Source organism: Geodermatophilus obscurus (genome assembly GCF_900115395.1).
In the GTDB taxonomy this organism is placed as follows: domain Bacteria; phylum Actinomycetota; class Actinomycetes; order Mycobacteriales; family Geodermatophilaceae; genus Geodermatophilus; species Geodermatophilus obscurus_B.
This window is the reverse complement of record NZ_FOWE01000005.1, coordinates 363,569-379,589: the sequence shown is the minus strand read 5'-3', so window position 1 is coordinate 379,589 and position 16,021 is coordinate 363,569. Positions and strand designations below refer to the sequence as shown.

At 76.9% G+C, this 16,021-nt stretch carries 16 protein-coding genes; 9 read left to right on the top strand and 7 right to left on the bottom strand.

Annotated elements, in window-relative coordinates:
• Window positions 1–54: 54 nt before the first annotated feature.
• The 4 genes from BM165_RS12425 to BM165_RS12410 all read right to left on the bottom strand — a co-directional run bounded on the left by BM165_RS12425 (window position 55) and on the right by BM165_RS12410 (window position 5,430).
• Entirely contained in the window at window positions 55–537 is a 483-nt protein-coding gene (locus BM165_RS12425; RefSeq protein ID WP_075013829.1) for a VOC family protein, read from the bottom strand.
• Between the two features lie 296 nt (window positions 538–833).
• On the bottom strand, window positions 834–4,610 hold the full coding sequence (locus BM165_RS12420) for a DNA polymerase III subunit alpha (protein ID WP_075013828.1): 3,777 nt from the start codon (window positions 4,608–4,610) through the stop codon (window positions 834–836).
• A complete protein-coding gene (locus BM165_RS12415; protein WP_143108144.1) occupies window positions 4,607–5,113 on the bottom strand; it encodes an SAV_6107 family HEPN domain-containing protein in 507 nt (168 codons plus the stop codon). The genes BM165_RS12420 and BM165_RS12415 overlap by 4 nt, the downstream gene beginning before the upstream one ends.
• Window positions 5,113–5,430 (bottom strand): DUF6504 family protein, encoded by a 318-nt coding sequence (locus tag BM165_RS12410; protein WP_075013827.1) that lies wholly within the window; start codon window positions 5,428–5,430, stop codon window positions 5,113–5,115. Before BM165_RS12410 ends, BM165_RS12415 begins: the two co-directional genes overlap by 1 nt.
• 212 nt (window positions 5,431–5,642) lie before the next feature.
• On the opposite strand from BM165_RS12410, the gene BM165_RS12405 reads away from it, so the two are divergent.
• Genes BM165_RS12405 through BM165_RS12380 form a run of 6 tightly spaced genes read left to right on the top strand, consistent with a single transcriptional unit; the run spans window position 5,643 to window position 11,019 of the window.
• A complete protein-coding gene (locus BM165_RS12405) occupies window positions 5,643–6,182 on the top strand; it encodes a YbaK/EbsC family protein (protein WP_075013826.1) in 540 nt (179 codons plus the stop codon).
• Between the two features lie 28 nt (window positions 6,183–6,210).
• Window positions 6,211–6,786, top strand: coding sequence for a GNAT family N-acetyltransferase (locus BM165_RS12400; RefSeq protein ID WP_083427285.1), 576 nt, complete (start codon window positions 6,211–6,213; stop codon window positions 6,784–6,786).
• 2 nt (window positions 6,787–6,788) lie between these two features.
• The gene (locus tag BM165_RS12395; protein WP_075013825.1) at window positions 6,789–8,435 is read left to right on the top strand and encodes a phytoene desaturase family protein; all 1,647 of its coding nucleotides are present in this window, start codon (window positions 6,789–6,791) and stop codon (window positions 8,433–8,435) included.
• A complete protein-coding gene (locus tag BM165_RS12390) occupies window positions 8,432–9,235 on the top strand; it encodes a carotenoid biosynthesis protein (protein ID WP_083427284.1) in 804 nt (267 codons plus the stop codon). Before BM165_RS12395 ends, BM165_RS12390 begins: the two co-directional genes overlap by 4 nt.
• Window positions 9,232–10,332, top strand: coding sequence for a glycosyltransferase family 2 protein (locus BM165_RS12385; RefSeq protein ID WP_075013824.1), 1,101 nt, complete (start codon window positions 9,232–9,234; stop codon window positions 10,330–10,332). The genes BM165_RS12390 and BM165_RS12385 overlap by 4 nt, the downstream gene beginning before the upstream one ends.
• A gap of 18 nt (window positions 10,333–10,350) precedes the next feature.
• Window positions 10,351–11,019 carry a flavin reductase family protein gene (locus tag BM165_RS12380; protein ID WP_244274190.1) on the top strand — a complete coding sequence of 223 codons (669 nt, stop codon included), beginning with the start codon at window positions 10,351–10,353 and terminating at the stop codon, window positions 11,017–11,019.
• A gap of 61 nt (window positions 11,020–11,080) precedes the next feature.
• Here BM165_RS12380 and BM165_RS12375 read toward each other — a convergent pair whose 3' ends face one another.
• A complete protein-coding gene (locus BM165_RS12375) occupies window positions 11,081–12,058 on the bottom strand; it encodes a carbohydrate kinase family protein (RefSeq protein ID WP_075013823.1) in 978 nt (325 codons plus the stop codon).
• A 79-nt stretch (window positions 12,059–12,137) separates the two neighbouring features.
• Entirely contained in the window at window positions 12,138–12,821 is a 684-nt protein-coding gene (locus BM165_RS12370) for a CDP-alcohol phosphatidyltransferase family protein (RefSeq protein ID WP_075013822.1), read from the bottom strand.
• A 55-nt stretch (window positions 12,822–12,876) separates the two neighbouring features.
• Between BM165_RS12370 and BM165_RS12365 the strand changes: the two genes are divergently transcribed.
• From BM165_RS12365 to BM165_RS12355, 3 genes are all read left to right on the top strand, one after another.
• Window positions 12,877–13,686, top strand: a complete 810-nt coding sequence (locus BM165_RS12365) for a lipase family alpha/beta hydrolase (RefSeq protein ID WP_075013821.1) — start codon at window positions 12,877–12,879, stop codon at window positions 13,684–13,686.
• A 165-nt stretch (window positions 13,687–13,851) separates the two neighbouring features.
• A complete protein-coding gene (locus BM165_RS12360; protein WP_244274189.1) occupies window positions 13,852–14,643 on the top strand; it encodes an ArsR/SmtB family transcription factor in 792 nt (263 codons plus the stop codon).
• The gene (locus tag BM165_RS12355; protein ID WP_075013820.1) at window positions 14,640–15,242 is read left to right on the top strand and encodes a TIGR03086 family metal-binding protein; all 603 of its coding nucleotides are present in this window, start codon (window positions 14,640–14,642) and stop codon (window positions 15,240–15,242) included. Before BM165_RS12360 ends, BM165_RS12355 begins: the two co-directional genes overlap by 4 nt.
• Here BM165_RS12355 and BM165_RS12350 read toward each other — a convergent pair.
• Complete coding sequence (locus BM165_RS12350) at window positions 15,223–15,972, bottom strand: SDR family oxidoreductase (RefSeq protein ID WP_075013819.1); 750 nt, start codon at window positions 15,970–15,972, stop codon at window positions 15,223–15,225. The two genes, BM165_RS12355 and BM165_RS12350, sit on opposite strands and share 20 nt — an antisense overlap.
• Window positions 15,973–16,021: the final 49 nt, after the last annotated feature.

Below are 16,021 nucleotides of genomic sequence, written 5' to 3'. Positions count from 1 at the left end.
ACGGACCCTAGTGGCCGGGGCGCGGGCCGGCCCCGGCACCGACCCGCCGGGTCCTCAGGCGGACACCGGGTCGGCGGCCCGCTCCAGGTCGGCGATGACGATCCGCCGCATCGTGGACATGGCCTGCACGGCGCGCTGCCGGCGGTCGGGGTCGGGATCGGCCTGCAGCTCCAGCAGGCGGACGGGCACGACCTGCCAGGAGACGCCGAAGCGGTCCTCCAGCCAGCCGCAGGGGGCCTCCTCGCCGCCGTCGGTGAGGCGGTCCCAGTAGTGGTCGACCTCCTCCTGGTCGGCGCACAGGATCTGGAAGGAGATGGCCTCGCTGAAGGACCAGTGCTGCGGGCCGCCGTTGAGGCCGACGTACTCGGTGTCGCCCAGCCGCCAGCCGACGGTGAGGGCCTGCCCCTCGCGCTCGGGGTTCTCCGGGCCGTAGCGGACGGTGCCGAGGATCTCGGAGTCCGGCCAGATCGACGTGTAGAACCGCGCGGCCTCCTCCGCCTCGGTGTCGAACCACAGGCACGGGATCTGCTTCGGCATGGCCGTGTCCTCCTCCGGACGGGCCGGCGGGGTGCCGGCCGACCGCAGGGGAGACGGCGCCCGCGTCCCGGACTCATCGGTCGGCCCCGGTGGTGCCCGACCCGGCCCTCGGCCCTGTCCCCGGCACCCCGCGTCCCGGCTCGGCGGGGCAGCACGTCGGTGCCGCGTGACGATGTGCGCGGAGGGCGTGTCCCGCGCGCCTGGTGCGCCATCGGCGCACACCACCCGAGCGGAGGGCAGCGGGCGGCCGCGCTGCAGGGCCCCGCGCATCGCCCGGGGCGGGCGGTGGTCCTCCCTCAGTGGCCGGGGCTGCCCGGGCTGGAGTGCCAGAGCTTGCGGGGCGCGGCGCCCTTCTGTGCCGCGGCAGCGCGGCGGGCGGCGGTGCCGGCGTCCTCGCCGGCGGGCTTGATGTCGGCGTAGGGCGACATCCGGAAGCCGGTCGGGTGCACCAGCACCGGCTTGACCACCACCGGCCGGGCACCGTGCGAGGCCGCCGCCCCGGCGATGGACCGCTCGGTGTACTCCCCCGGCGCGGCCATGTGCTCGGCCACCGCGGCCGGCCCCCCGGTCTCCCATGCCTCGTACAGCGCCGGCAGCTCCCAGGCGCCGGTGGCCCGGATCGACACCCCGCGCGGGCCGGTGCGGCGCAGCACCCCGCGGATCACCAGCAGCCAGGAGTGGAACACCGTCGCGGCGTAGGGGCCCTGCACGTCCTCGAAGAAGGTGGAGTCGGTGCAGCCGGTGCCGTCGTCGAGGGTCACGAACACCACCCGGCGCCCCGACCGGATCGGCGGCGTCTGGGTGGCCACCTTGACCCCGGCCACCAGCACCTCGGCGCCGCTGCGGCAGGTGAGCAGCTCCCCGGCCGGGACCGCGCCGACCGCGGAGAGGAACGGCCGGTAGAAGTCGACGACGTGCCGGCTGGCGTCCAGGCCCAGCACCTCGAGCTCGGCGCGGACCAGCTCGGCGTCGGTGAACTCCGGCAGCCCGGAGGTGCCCGCCCACTCCGGACCGGTCTCCTCGGGGCCGTCCTCCCCCGGGGTCTCCAGACCGAGCAGGTCGAGGCTCAGCTGCCCCACCGACCCGGTCCTCCGGCCGCTGCGGCTCCACCGGTCGAGCTCGCTGATCTGCAGCAGCAGGTCGCGGCGGGTCACCGACCGGCGGGAGCGGGTGGGGCGGCCGGCCTCGCGGTCGCGCACCCCGAAGCCGTACAGGGAGTCGAACCCGCCGGCCAGCACGAGCCGCTCGACCACCGGCCGGGACACCGACGCCCGGGTCCAGAAGTCCGGCAGCGAGCGGTAGGGCTGCCCGGCCACGATCCGGGCCACCTCGTCCTCGGTGATGCCCTTGACGTCGGAGAGCGCGAGCCGGATCCCGTGGGCCGACGGGTCGGCCATCGCCGCCGGCATCCACTCCGGCCGCTGCCGGTCCTCCGCGCGGTCCTCGGGCGCCAGCCGCTCCACCCGGTAGGTCCCGGCCGAGGCGTTGACGTCGAGGCCGAGCACCGTGATGCCGAAGTTGCGGGCGTCGTCGAGGATCAGCCGCTTCGGGTACATGCCGGGGTCGTGGGTGAGCACCCCGGCGAGGAAGGCCGCCGGGTGGTGGGTCTTGAGCCACGCCGACTGGTAGGTGGACAGCGCGAACGCCGCGGCGTGCGCCTTGCAGAAGCCGAAGGAGCCGAAGGCGACCAGCACCTCCCACACCCTCTCGACGACGTCGACCGGGTAGTGCCGCAGCGCCTCGGGCATGAACCAGGCCCGCACCTCCGGGTGCAGCTCCCTGTCCCCGAGCGCGCGGCGGGCCTCGTCGGCCTGGGCGAGGTCGCAACCGGTCATCCGCGCCACGATCTGCAGCACCTGCTCGTGGAAGACGACGACGCCGGCGGTCTGCTCGAGGAAGGGCTTCAGGTCGGGGTGCGGGTAGACCGGGTCCCGCCAGCCGTTCCGGGCCAGCAGGAACGGCGTCACCATGTCGCTCTTCACCGGCCCGGGCCGGAACAGCGAGATGTCGATGACGATGTCCTCGAACGTCTCGGGCCCGAACTTGCCGACCAGCTCGCGCTGCCCCGGCGACTCGATCTGGAACATGCCGAGGGTCCGGGTGCTGCGGATCAGCTCGAACGTCGTCGGGTCGTCCCGCGGGATGGCGTCGATGTCGACGGTCTCGCCGTCGACCCGGGCCACCTCGTCGAGGGCGTGCGCGATCGCCGACTGCATCCGGATGCCCAGCAGGTCGAGCTTGAGCAACCCGAGCTCCTCGACGTCGTCCTTGTCGAACTGGCTCATCGGGTAGCCGAGGTAGCTGCTCTCCACCGGCGTGCGGTCGAGCAGCGTGGCGTCGGACAGCAGCACCCCGCACGGGTGCAGCGCGATGTGCCGGGGCAGGCCGTCGAGCCGGGCGACGAGGTCGAAGAGCAGGTCGAGGTCGCCGGTGCCGCCGCCGCGCCGGGAGCCCAGCCGGCTGGCCCGCAGCTCCGGCAGGTCCTTGAGCGCGGCGTGCACCTGGTTGGCCCGGATGTGCGGGAAGGCCTTGGCGACGGCGTCGACCTCGGCCGGCGGCAGCCCGAGCGCGGCGCCGACGTCGCGGACGGCGTGCCGCACCCGGTAGGTGTCCATCATCGAGATGCAGCTGACCCGGTGGGCGCCGAAGCGGTCGATGACCGCGTCGTAGACCTCCATCCGCCGGGCGGACTCCACGTCGATGTCGATGTCGGGCAGCTGGTGGCGCAGCGGGGAGAGGAACCGCTCCATCAGCAGGCCGTAGCGGATCGGGTCGACGTCGGAGATGCCGAGCAGGTAGGTGACCAGGCTGCCCGCGCCCGACCCGCGCGCCGCCGCCCGGACCCGCAGGCCCCTGATGAGGTCGACGACGTCGGCGACGGTGAGGAAGTAGGAGGGGTAGCCGAGGGAGTCGATGACGGCGAGCTCCTCCTCCAGCCGGACGAGGACCTCCTCGCTGCGCGGCATCCCGCGCCGGCCCAGCCCCGCCTCGCAACGGGCCCGCAGCACCTGCGAGGGCCCCGCCCCCCGCTCACCGGGCCGGGTGACGACGTCGAGCTCGGGGTAGCGCACGGTGCCGATGCCGAGGTCGTCGCGGACGTCGACGGCGCACTGCTCGGCCAGCCGGGCGGTGCGCTCGAGCAGCCGCAGCGCCGCGTCGCGGTCGGGCCCGGCGATCTCCGCGGCGACGTCGGCCATCTCCTTGCCCGACTTCAGGTACCCCTCGGCGGTGCGCCGGTCGACGTGCCGGGTGTCGAGGGCGACCAGCCGGCGGGAGGCGTCGAGGACGTCGGCGGTGGGCGCGTCGATGGCGTCGACGTAGCGGACGGCGTTGGTGAGCACCACCGGCACGCCCTCGTCGGCGGCGAAGCGCATCAGCCGCTGGGCGCGCAGCCGGTCGCCCCGGCCGCGGTGGTGCACCAGCTCGACGACCAGCGACCCCGGCCCGAACACCGACCGCCACGCGGCCAGCCGGGACGCGGCGACGTCGGCCCGCCCGGCGGCCAGCGCGCGGCCCACCGGGGACTCCGGCCCGAGCACCGCGACCAGGCCGGGCGCGTGCTCGGCGGCCAGGCCCAGCGAGGCCACCGGCTCGCCGCGGGTGCCGCGCAGGTGGGTGGCGCTGGTCAGCCGGCACAGCGAGCGCCAGCCGGCGCCGTCGCGGGCGAGGAAGGTGACCCGCGGCAGCCGCGGGTCGACGCTCGCACCACCGCGCACCGGACTGCGCCGCAGCGGCGTGACCCGCCCGCCGGGACGCCCACCCGCGTCGCGTCCACCCGTGCGTCGCGCGGCCAGCTCGTCGTCCTCGCCCAGCACACGCGCCCGGGCCGGGGACACGGCGGTGTCCACCGCGGGGGCGACCGCGAGGTCGACCCCGAACAGCGGCCGGATCCCCGCCGACCGGCAGGCGAGCGCGAACTTCACCGCGCCGTAGAGGCCGTCGCGGTCGGTCAGGGCGAGGGCACCCATGCCGTGCTCGGCGGCGCGCGCGACCAGATCGGCGGGGTGGTTGGCGCCGTACCGCAGGGAGTAGCCGGAGGCGACGTGCAGGTGGACGAAGGGGTCGCCGCTCACCGCCCGCGGGCGGGACGGTGCGCCGTACCGCGCATCTGGGTGCCACCGACCACGCGGGGCCGGGGCGCGGGCTCGGGCGTGCTGGCGAGCACGGTCTCGACCACGTCGAGGAACGCGCCGACGTCGCGGACCAGGTCGTCGGCCTCGCGCTCGGTGACCGCGCGGGACAGCCCGGCCTCGGCCGCGGCGCGCTTGGCGGCGCCGGCGGCGAAGAAGGTCGCCCACTCCCCCAGCTCCGGGGCGACCTGCTCGAGCAGCACCCAGGCGCTGCGCGGCCGGCGGCGGCCGGCCTCGGGCCGGGTGCGGGCGGCGAGCACCGCCGCGGCGGCGCGCAGTGCGCCGAGGTGGGCGGTGGCGTAGCGCTGGCACACGTCGGAGGTGCGGCGGGCCTCGGCCAGCGCCCGGGTGGCCTGGTCGAGCAGCTGCGCCGCGGCCGCCGGGAGCGGCGGGGGCAGGGGCAGCTGGTCGGCCGGGTCGTGGGTCATGGCGTGCGCGGCACCCATCAGTCGTGCACCCGCACGAGCGACCAGCGGTTGTCCGCCGCGTCCCAGCACAGGTCGTAGATCCCGGCGAAGCTCATCCGCGAGCGCCCGGCCCGCACCGCCTCGACCCGGAAGACCTCGCGCGGGGCGACCAGGCCGGCCGAGGCGCCGCCGGCCGGCTGCTGCCACCACGGCGAGGTCTCCACCCACGAGTCGAGCAGCTCGCCGACGACGTAGCGCCACTGCCCGCGCCAGAACTGCGCCGGCCCGAGCGGCCCGCGCTCGACCTGCACCTCCTCGCCGGCCCGCTCGCCGACGTCACCCAGCACCCGGCTCATGACGACTCCCCACCCCGTGCCGCTGACGGCCTGCCCCGCCCGGGCGGGGAAGGTCCCGGGAGGGTGCACGGCCCGTTCGAACGTGTGTTCGAACACCCCGAGTAGACCGGACCGGCCCGGTTCCGTCAAGCCGGACGCACCCGGCCGGTACTCCCCGTCCGGTGCGGCGGACGCTACGGCGGGGGTACGACAGCGGTGGCAGGATCGGCGCCATGAGCCGACCCGACCACCCCCGGGTGGCCGCCATCGCCGACCTGCTGGCCGCGGCCGGCGCCGGCGGGGAGGTCCGCGGGGTCCCGGCCGGTGCGCGCACCGCCGCGGAGGCCGCCGCCGGGCTCGGCGTCCCGGTCGGCGCCATCGCCAACAGCCTGGTCTTCGACGCCGGCGGGCAGCCGCTGCTGGTGCTCACCAGCGGCGCCCACCGGGTCGACACCGCCCGGGTGGCCGCGCTGCTCGGCGTGCCCCGCGTCCAGCGCGCCTCCGCCGACTTCGTCCGCGAGCACACCGGCCAGCCCATCGGCGGGGTGGCGCCGATCGGCCACCCGGCGCCCATCGGCACGCTCGTCGACGTCGAGCTCGCCCGGTACGACCGGGTGTGGGCCGCGGCCGGCCACCCCTCGGCCGTGTTCCCCACCACCTACGACGAGCTGCTGCGGCTGACCGGCGGCACCCCCGCCGAGGTCGGCGACGGCCCCGGCGCCACCGGCCCCGCTGCCGCCGACCCCCGGCCCGCCGCCACGGTGGGTCCGTGAGCAGCGCGCCCGAGAACAGGGAGAGACCGTGACCGGCACGACGCCCGCGGCGCGGGTGACGGAGCTGCCCGTCGGGTGGCTGCGCGACCACATGCACGAGGCGCTGGCCATCTACGGCGCCGCGATGGGCTACGACGCCTCGGTGGTGGCCGGCCGGTACGGCTACGCCGTCCAGCACACCGAGCGGCCCGGCTTCCGCGCCGTGGGCGGGTTCGCCCCCACCCCCGACGGCGAGCAGCTCGTCGGCTTCGGCTACGGCTACCTCGTCGCCCCCGGCCAGTGGTGGCACGACCAGGTGCGCGCGGCGCTGGACCGGCGCACGGCCAAGCGGTGGCTGCCCGGCGCCTTCGAGGTCTGCGAGCTGCACGTGCACCCCGACACGCAGAGCCGGGGCCTGGGCCGGCGGCTGCTGCACGCGCTGGTCGAGGGGGTCGACGCACCCGTCGCGCTGCTGTCCACCCCCGACGCCGACACCAAGGCCTTCCGGCTCTACCACGCCGACGGCTTCGTCGACCTCGCCCGCGGCCACCACTTCCCCGGCGACGCCCGCCCGTTCGCCATCCTCGGCGCCCGGCTGCCGCTGCAGCCGGTGCCCGGCCGCTGAGCGTGCGGGAGCCACGCACCGGCGCCGACGCCGTCGTGGTGGGCGCCGGCCACAACGGCCTGGTCGCGGCCTGCTACCTCGCCCGCGCCGGCCTGACCGTGGAGGTGGTGGAGCGCGACGACGTCCTCGGCGGGGCGGTGTCCACCGTCGAGCGCTGGCCGGGCGTCCGCGTCGACCGCGGCTCCAGCGCGCACGTCATCGTCCGGCACAGCGGCGTCGTCGAGGAGCTCGACCTGGCCGCCCACGGGCTGCGCTACCTCGACTGCGACCCGTGGGGCTTCGCGCCCGCGCCGTCCCCGGGCGACCCGGGTCCCGACGGCCGGCCGCTGGTCTTCTCCGTCGACCTCGACGCCACCTGCGCCTCGATCGCCGCCGCGTGCGGGGAGGCCGACGCCGAGGCCTACCGCCGGTTCGTCGGCGTGTGGGGCCCGCGCAGCCGCGCCGTCGTCGACTCCTTCGGGCGCCGGCCGACCCCGCTGGGCCTCGTCCGCGCGTTCTGGCCGCTGGGTGCGCCCAGCGGCGGCAACCCGCGCACGCCCGGCGGCGACCTCGCCGTCGACTTCCTCGGCTCCGGCGACGCGCTGCTCGACCGCTGGTTCACCAGCGAGCGGCTCAAGGCGGCGCTGGCCTGGTTCGGCGCGCAGTCCGGGCCGCCGATGTCCGAGCCCGGCACCGCCGCGATGGTGGCGTGGGTGGCACTGCTGCACGACGTGCCGCCCGGCCACCCCGTGGGCGGCTCCGGCGGGCTGACGGCGGCCCTGCGCGCACGGCTGGAGTCCGACGGCGGGCGGGTCACCCTCGGCGACGGCGCCGCGCGGCTGCTCGTCGAGGACGGCCGCGTCACCGGCGTCGAGACCGTCTCGGGACGGCGGATCGCGGCCCCCGTCGTCGTCGCCGCCTGCCACGTGCTGGCCACCCGCGACCTCGCCGGCGAATCCGCCCCGCCGGCCCTGGCCGACGCCGCCCCGCCGGTGGGCAACGGCTTCGGCCTGGTGCTGCGCTGCCTCACCGACGCCGTGCCGGTCTACCCCGGCGTCGACCCCGCGGTCTCCGCCCAGGGCCTGCAGCTGCTGTGCACCGACCGCGCCCAGCTCGCCGCCGCGCACGGCGACTGGCTGGCCGGCCGCCTGCCGCGCGAGCCGGTGCCGCTGGCGATGTCGTTCTCCGCCAGCGACGACACCCTCGCCCCACCCGGACGGCACGTGGTCACCGTGTGGGGGCAGTGGTACCCCTACGACCTCGCCGACGGCGGCGACTGGGACGCCCTGGCCGAGGCCGAGGCACAGCGGCTGGTGGCCGCCGTCGACCGGTACGCACCGGGCTTCGCCGACTCCGTGCAGGACGTGTACGTCCAGACGCCGCTGCTGCTCGAGCGCGAGCTGTCCCTGCTGCGGGGCAACGTGATGCACGTGGAGATGGGCCTGGCCAGCATGTTCGCCTTCCGGCCGACGCCGGCGCTGTCGGGCTACCGCGTGCCCGGGCTCGACGGGCTCTACCTGGCCGGCGCCTCCACCCACCCCGGCGGCGGGGTGTCGGGCAACTCGGGCCGGACGGCGGCGCGGACGGTGCTGGCCGACCGCCCCCTGCTGGCCCGGGCCCGTGCCCGCGTGCAGGAGGCGGCCGGGCGGCTGGTCCGGACCGCCCGGTGAGCGCGACGACGGCGGCCGTGCGCCGCGCCGGTGTCCCCGCCCGCGTCCCGCTGGTCCTCGCCGTGCTGCTGGTGCTCGCCGCGATCGCCTACCCGCTCACCGACGGCGCGGCCCGCGACACCGTGTCCTGGACGATCGTGCTGCTGGGTGCGGCCGTGTCGGTCACCGCGGCCGCCGCCGCGCACGGCGCCCGCACCGGCGCGGCGGTCCTGGGGCTGGTCGCGGTCACCGCGGTGGTCTTCGAGTCCGTCGGGCTGGCCACCGGCTTCCCCTACGGCCCCTACACCTACAGCGACGCGCTGGGCCCGACGCTGCTGGGCGTCCCGTTCCTCGTGCCGCTGGCGTGGCTGATGATGGCCTGGCCGAGCCGGGTGCTCGCCGGGCCGCTCACCCGCCGCGTCCGGCCCTCCCGGCGGCGCGGAGCCCGGGTCGCCGTCGCGGCGGCCGTGTTCGCCGGCTGGGACGTCGTCCTCGACCCCCAGCTCGTGCAGGCCGGCTACTGGACCTGGGCGGAGCCCACCCCGGGACTGCCCGGCATCGACACCGTGCCGCTGACCAACCTGGGCGGCTGGCTGCTGGCCGGACTGGTCCTCATGACGCTGCTCGAGCTCGCCGTCGAGCGCACCGCGGTGCCGGGCCGGCCCGCCGACGCCGCCCCGCTGCTGGTGATCGGCTGGATGGTCGCCGGCGGGGCGCTCGCGCACGCGCTGTGGCTGGACCTGCCCGGCTCGGCGGCCTGGGGCGCGGCGCTCTCGCTCGTCGTGCTGGCGGTGCTCGCACTGCAGGCCCGGCGGCGGTGAGCGGCCCGGTCGTCCGGGTGCTGTCCGGCCTGGCCGTCGCCGGCGCCGCGCACGCGTGCGTCAACGCCGTCCTGCTGCGCCGCCCCCCGGCGTCCCCGCCGGAGGTGCGCCGACCGGTGACCGTCGTCGTCCCGGTCCGGGACGAGGAGGCGCAGGTCGGCGGGTGCCTGGCCGCCGTGCTCGCGTCCCGCGGGGTGCCCGACCTGCGGGTCGTCGTCGTCGACGACGGCTCCACCGACGGCACCGCCGGCGTCGTCCGCGCCGTGGCGGACCCGCGGGTGCGGCTGGTGCCCGCGGGCGGGGTCCCGGAGGGCTGGCTGGGCAAGCCGCACGCCTGCTGGGTGGGCGCGCAGACCCTCACCGAGGACGGCGTGCTCGTCTTCGTCGACGCCGACGTGCGCCTCTCCCCCGACGCCGTCGCCGCTGCCGTGGCGCTGCTGGACGCGCACGGGCTGGACCTCGTCTCGCCGTGGCCCCGCCCGGTCGCCGGCACCGCGGCCGAGCGGCTGGTGCAGCCGCTGTCGCCGTGGCTGTGGATGACGACGCTGCCGCTGCGGGCCGCCGAGCGCTCGCGGCGGCCGTCGCTGACCGCCGCCAACGGGCAGTTCCTCGCCCTGACGCGGCGCGGCTACCTGCGCGCCCGCGGGCACGCGGCGGTGCGGGACGAGGTGGTGGAGGACGTCGCGCTGGCCCGGGCGGTGAAGCGCGCGGGCGGGCGGGCGGTGCCCGCGGCCGGCGCCGCACTGGCGGAGTGCCGGATGTACGACGGCTGGGCGGCGATGCGCGAGGGCTACGGCAAGTCGCTGTGGGCGTCGGTCGGGGGCTCGCCGGTGGCGTCGGCGGCCGCGGCGGCCGTGCTGACCGCCGTCGGCGTCGTCCCGCCGCTGGCCGCGCTGGGCGGCTCGCGGGCCGGCCAGCTCGGCTGGGCGGCCGGGGTGGCCGGGCGCGCGGTGAGCGCGGCGGTCACCGGTAGCCGGGTGTGGCCCGACGCGCTCGCCCACCCGGTGTCGCTGCTGGCGCTCGACGTGCTGCTGGTGCGCTCGCTCGCCGGACGCCGGCGCGGGACGCTGACCTGGCGGGGACGCGCGGTCGGCTGAGCCGGGACAGGATGGGGCGTGACCTCACCCGAGCCGAGCCGGCCCCGCACCCCCTTCGACCCGGCCGGGATGCGCCCGTCGGACTTCTACCGGGTGATGAACTCGGTCGTCGTGCCCCGGCCGATCGCGTGGGTGCTGTCCCGCTCGGCCGAGGGCGTGCACAACCTGGCGCCGCACTCCTTCTACACGGTCGCGTGCGTGCAGCCGCCGGTCGTGCAGTTCACCTCCGTCGGGCGCAAGGACTCGCTGACCAACGTCGAGGCGACCGGCGACTTCACGGTCAACCTGGTGCCCGAGGAGCTCTTCGAGCAGGCCAACGCCACCGGCACCGACTTCCCGCCGGACCAGAGCGAGGCCGAGGCGGCCGGGATCCGGCTCGAGCCCAGCGAGAAGGTGGGCGCGCTGCGGGTGGCGCAGTCGCCGGTGACCATCGAGTGCACGCTGCACTCGACGCTGCGGCTCGGTGACAGCACCGTCGTCTTCGGCCGGGTCGAGTGGGTGAGCGTGGTCAGCGACGCCGTCCGCGACGGCCGGCCGCGGATCGAGGAGCTGCGGCCGCTGGCCCGCCTCGGGGGCAACGAGTGGTGCACCGTGGGCGAGGTCCGGACGATCCCGCGGATCCCCTACTCGACGTGGGCCGAGGACCCCACCATCGGCGAGCAGGTCCGCGGCGACTCGGAGGCATAGGAAGCGACACCCACGTCCAGGGTGCCAGGACGCGGGCATCGCTTCCTTTGCCGGGGAGGGGTCAGGCCGGCAGGTGGGCGGCGACCTCGGCGGCGGCCGCGTCGCCGAAGGCGGCGGCGAACCGCTCGAGGAACGGCTCGCGGCGCAGCTCGTACTCCTGCGTGCCGACGACCTCGACCGCTTCGGTGGCCACCGCGGACCCGAGCTGGGTGGCGCGCTCCAGGCCGAGCCCCCACGTGCGGGCGGCGATGAAGCCGGCGCGCAGGGCGTCCCCGCCGCCGGTGGGCTCGACGGGCTTGGTCTCGGGGACGGCGATGACCTCGATCGGGTCGGCGCCCCGCTGCCGGACCAGCACGCCCTGCGCGGCGCGGGTGGTGACCCAGGTGCCGACGCGGGCGAGGATCTCCGCAGCGTCCCACCCGGTCTTCTGCATGAGCAGCGCGGACTCGTACTCGTTGGTGAACAGCAGGTCGGCGCCGTCGACGAGGTCGCGGATCATCTCCCCGTCGGCCCAGGCCAGCTGCTGGCTGGGGTCGGCGGCGAAGGCGTAGCCGCGGTCCCGGCACTCCTGGGTGTGGCGCACCATCGCCTTCGGGTCGTTGGGCCCGATGACGACGAGGTCGGGCGCGCCGACGCGGGCGCACACCGGCGCCAGCTCGATCTCGCCGGCCTCGCTCATCGCCCCCGAGTAGAAGGACGCGATCTGGTTGTTGACCGCGTCGGTGGTGCAGACGAACCGGGCGGTGTGCTTGATCTCCGACCACCGCACGTCGCCGGTGTCGACGCCGTGCCGGGTGAGCCAGGCGTCGTAGTCAGCGAAGTCGCTGCCCACCGACCCGACCAGCACCGGGGCGAGGCCCAGCAGCCCCAGGCCGTAGGCCATGTTCGCGCCGGCACCCCCGCGGTGCTGGATGAGGTCGTCGACGAGGAACGACAGGGAGACGTTCTCCATCTGACCCTCGACGAACTGGTCGGTGAACCGGCCGGGGAACGTCATGAGGTGGTCGGTGGCGATGGAGCCGGTGACGAGGACGGGCACGGGGGCTCCTGGTGGACGGGCCGACGGCTGGCAGCGCAACCCTAAGAGGCGCCCGGGTGCGCCCGCCGCCCGGCGTCGGTCACTCCCCCAGCGCGCGGCGCAGCGAGACCCCCAGCTGGGCGGTCCCCACCAGCCCGAGCACCGCGCCGACGGCGGCGCCGGTGGTCACCACGACCGCGGGGCCGTCGGCCACCCCGGCGACGGCGTCCAGCCCGGTCGCGGCGACGATGCCGGCGCCCCCGACGGTGAAGCCGGTCATCACGACCCGGGTGGGCCGCTCCCACACCGAGATGGACCCGGTCTCGGCGACGCCGGCCTGCCCGGCCCGGGCCCGCAGGTAGTCCGGCAGCCAGCACAGCGCCCCGAAGACGGCGGCCAGCCAGCCCGGCGCGCCGGCCGCCCACAGCGCCACCGCGTACCCCGCCTCGGTGAGCCGGTCGACGGCGGAGTCGAGCACGTAGCCGCGGCGCGAGGCCCGTCCGCCGGCCAGCGCGAGTGCGCCGTCGAGGGAGTCGAGGAGGCCCGAGAGCCCCACCAGCAGGCCCGCGGCGACGAGCCACGCGCCGCCCGCCAGCGCCGGGCCGATCGCCGCCAGCGCCACCAGCAGGCCGAGCGCGGTGGCGGCCAGCGGCGGCATCCAGGACACCGCCCGGGCCAGCCGGTAGGCCAGCGACAGCCAGCCGTGCACCAGCCGGCTGGCCGACGGGTCGGTGCCGCCGTGCCAGCGCGACCACTCGGCGAGGTACTCCTCACGGCTCAGCACGCGGGCAGTCTCCCCGGCAGCGCCACCCTCCGGCGGGACCGGGGACAGTGGGGAGGTGCTCGCCGGCCTCGCCCCCGCCCGCCGCCGTCTGCTGCTGGTCCTGCTCGCGCTCGTCGTCGCGGCCGCCGTCGCCGCCACGGTGCTGGTCCTCGCCGGCCGGGACGGCGGGGCCGCGCCGGCCGCACCGGTGTCGCAGGAGGAGCCGGGCCCGGTGCTGCTGGTCCCCGGGTACGGCGGAGGCACCGGCTCGCTGTCGTCGCTGGCCGACCGGCTGACCGCCGAGGGCCGCGACGCCTCCGTCGTCGCGCTGCCCGGCGACGGCACCGGCGACCTCGCGCAGGCCGCCGTCGCGCTGGACGAGGCCGCCGACGCGGCTCTGGCGCGGACCGGCGCCGAGAGCGTCGACGTCGTCGGCTACTCGGCGGGCGGGGTGGTCGCCCGGCTGTGGGTGGCAGACGGCGGCGCCGGCGTCGCGCGGCGGGTGGTCACGCTCGGCTCACCGCACCACGGCACCACCCTCGCCGACCTCGCCACCCGGGTCGCCCCCGGTTCGTGTCCCGAGGCGTGCCGGCAGCTGGCCACCGACAGCGACCTGCTGGCGGAGCTCAACGGCGGGGACGAGACGCCGGACGGGCCGACCTGGGTCTCGATCTGGACGGCGCGGGACGAGACGGTCACCCCGCCGGAGTCCGCCCGCCTCGACGGCGCCCTCGAGCTGGAGGTGCAGTCGGTCTGCGCGGGCGCGCAGGTGGGGCACGGCGGGCTCCCCCGCGACCCGCTGGTGCAGGCGATGGTGGTCGCCCAGCTGGCGGCCGGCGACCCGGTGCCCCTCGGCCCGGCCGACTGCGCCCGCCTGGGCGGCTGAGCCGGCGGCCGCGACGATCAGGTGACCTGATCGTGGCGCGTCCTCCCTCACCGCCCACCGTGAGCCAGGACGCGCGGGCGTGAGCCAGGACGCGCGGAGGTGAGGGAGGACGTCCCAGTACCGGCGCGTTGACACATGCAGGTGGATGCCTGCATGATCGGACACGTGGACGCACCGGACGTCGACGCGGTGTTCAAGGCCCTGGCCGACCGCACGCGCCGGCTGCTCCTCGACCGGCTGCGCGAGCAGGACGGCCAGACGCTGGGCGAGCTCTGCGCGCGCCTGGGCATGGCGCGGCAGTCGGCCACGCAGCACCTCGACGTCCTGGTCTCCGCAGGGCTGGTCACCGTCGTCCGCCGCGGCCGCGAACGGCTGCACTTCCTCAACCCGGCCGCGATCTCCGAGATCGGCGAGCGCTGGATCTCGACGTTCGACCGGCCGCGCCTGCAGGCGCTGGCCGCCATCCGCGACGCAGCAGAGGAGCTCGCCGTGTCCGAGCCGGTCCCCACCTACGTCTACGTCACCTACGTCCGGGCCACCCCCGGACAGGTCTGGCAGGCGCTCACCGACGCCGACCTCACCGCCCGCTACTGGGGCCACGCCAACGTCTCCGACTGGCAGCCGGGCAGCCGCTGGGAGCACCGCCGGACCGACGGCTCGGGCGAGGCCGACGCCGGTGGCCGGGTCCTCGAGACCGATCCCCCGCGCCGCCTGGTCATGACCTTCGGCGACGCGGGCGGCGAAGAACCGCCCGGCGGCGACTCGGTGGTCACCTTCGACCTCGAGCCGGGCGCCGGGATCGTCCGCCTCACCGTCACCCACGAGAACCTCGCCGACGGGCAGGCGCTGCGCGAGATCTCGCACGGCTGGCCCGCCGTCCTCGCCAACCTCAAGTCGCTGCTCGAGACCGGCGACGTGCTGCCCGAGGCGCCCTGGGAGATGGCGGCGCCGGCGTGACCGGCGGGACTGCTCTCCTCGCCCGCGCCACCGGCTACGCGCTCGAGGGCCTGGCCGAGGTCGGGGCGACCGACCTCGACCGGCCCACCCCGTGCCCGGACTGGGACCTGCGTGCCCTGCTGCTGCACCTGGCCGACGCCGCGGACGGCCTGGCCACCCTGGTCCGCACCGGGGAGTTCGCGCTGCCACGGCCGGCCCGGTCCGGAGACGCCGACCCCGTGGCCGTGGCCGGGGAGCGCCTCCTCCACCTGCTCGACGTCGTCACGCGGGCGGCGGCCGACGGCGACCGGGCCGGCCGGGCGACCGCGGCTGCGCGGAACGGGGCCGTGGAGCTGACGGCGCACGGCTGGGACGTCGCCACGGCTGTCGGCTCCGGCCGTCCGATGCCGCCGGGCCTGGCCGCCGAGGTGCTCGCCCTGGCGTCGTCGCTGCTGCCCGCCGGCGTGCGGCCGGAGCTGTTCGCCGCGCCCGTGGACCTGCCGGCGACCGCCCCGGCCGAGGACCGCCTGGTGGCCTTCCTCGGCCGGCGGGCGGCGGTCCGGGCGGCGGGACCGGCGGCGGGACCGGCGGCGCCCGGCGTCAGTGGCTCCGTGAGCTGAGCTGCGCCAGGACCTCGCCGTGCGTGCCGCGGACCTCGGCCCACCGCAGGAACTCCACCTCCGGCACGCGCACCTCGGTGGCGTCGGGTTGCTCGCGCAGGACGGTCATGACGCCGTCGAGGTAGTCCTCGAGCGGCATGCCGGCGCCCGCGGCGTCCTGGCCCATGAGCGACGTCCGCACCGCCGGCGGCACCAGCTCGAGGACCTCCACGGAGGTGCCGGCCAGCTGCACCCGCAGGCTCTGCGTCCACGAGTGGACCGCCGCCTTCGTCGCGCTGTAGGTCGGCGTGGCCGGCAGGGGCACGAAAGCCAGCCCGGAGGAGACGGTGACGACGGCGGCCGAGGGACGCTGGAGCAGGTGCGGCAGGAACGCGGCCGTCAGCCGCATCGGACCGAGCAGGTTGGTGGTCACCGTCGCCTCGGCGGTGGCCAGGTGCGCCGGGTCGCGCAGGTCCTCGGGCAGCATGATCCCGGCCATCGCGACGAGCACGTCGAGCCCGGGGTGGGCGGCCGTCACGGCGGCCGCGCACGCGGTGATCGACGCGGGGTCGGTGACGTCGAGCACCGCCGTCCCGATACCCGCGTGCGCCTGCGCGATCCGGTCGAGCTCCTCCTGGCGCCGCCCGGCGACGACGACGCTGCTGCCCGCCGCCTGCAGCCGCAGCGCCAGGCCCAGGCCGATGCCCGAGGTGCCGCCGGCGACGAGCACGGTCTTCCCGCTGGTGTCCATGGGGACCTCCCTCTTGTGTCGGTGTCCCCACCCTGCGGCGCCCGGCGCC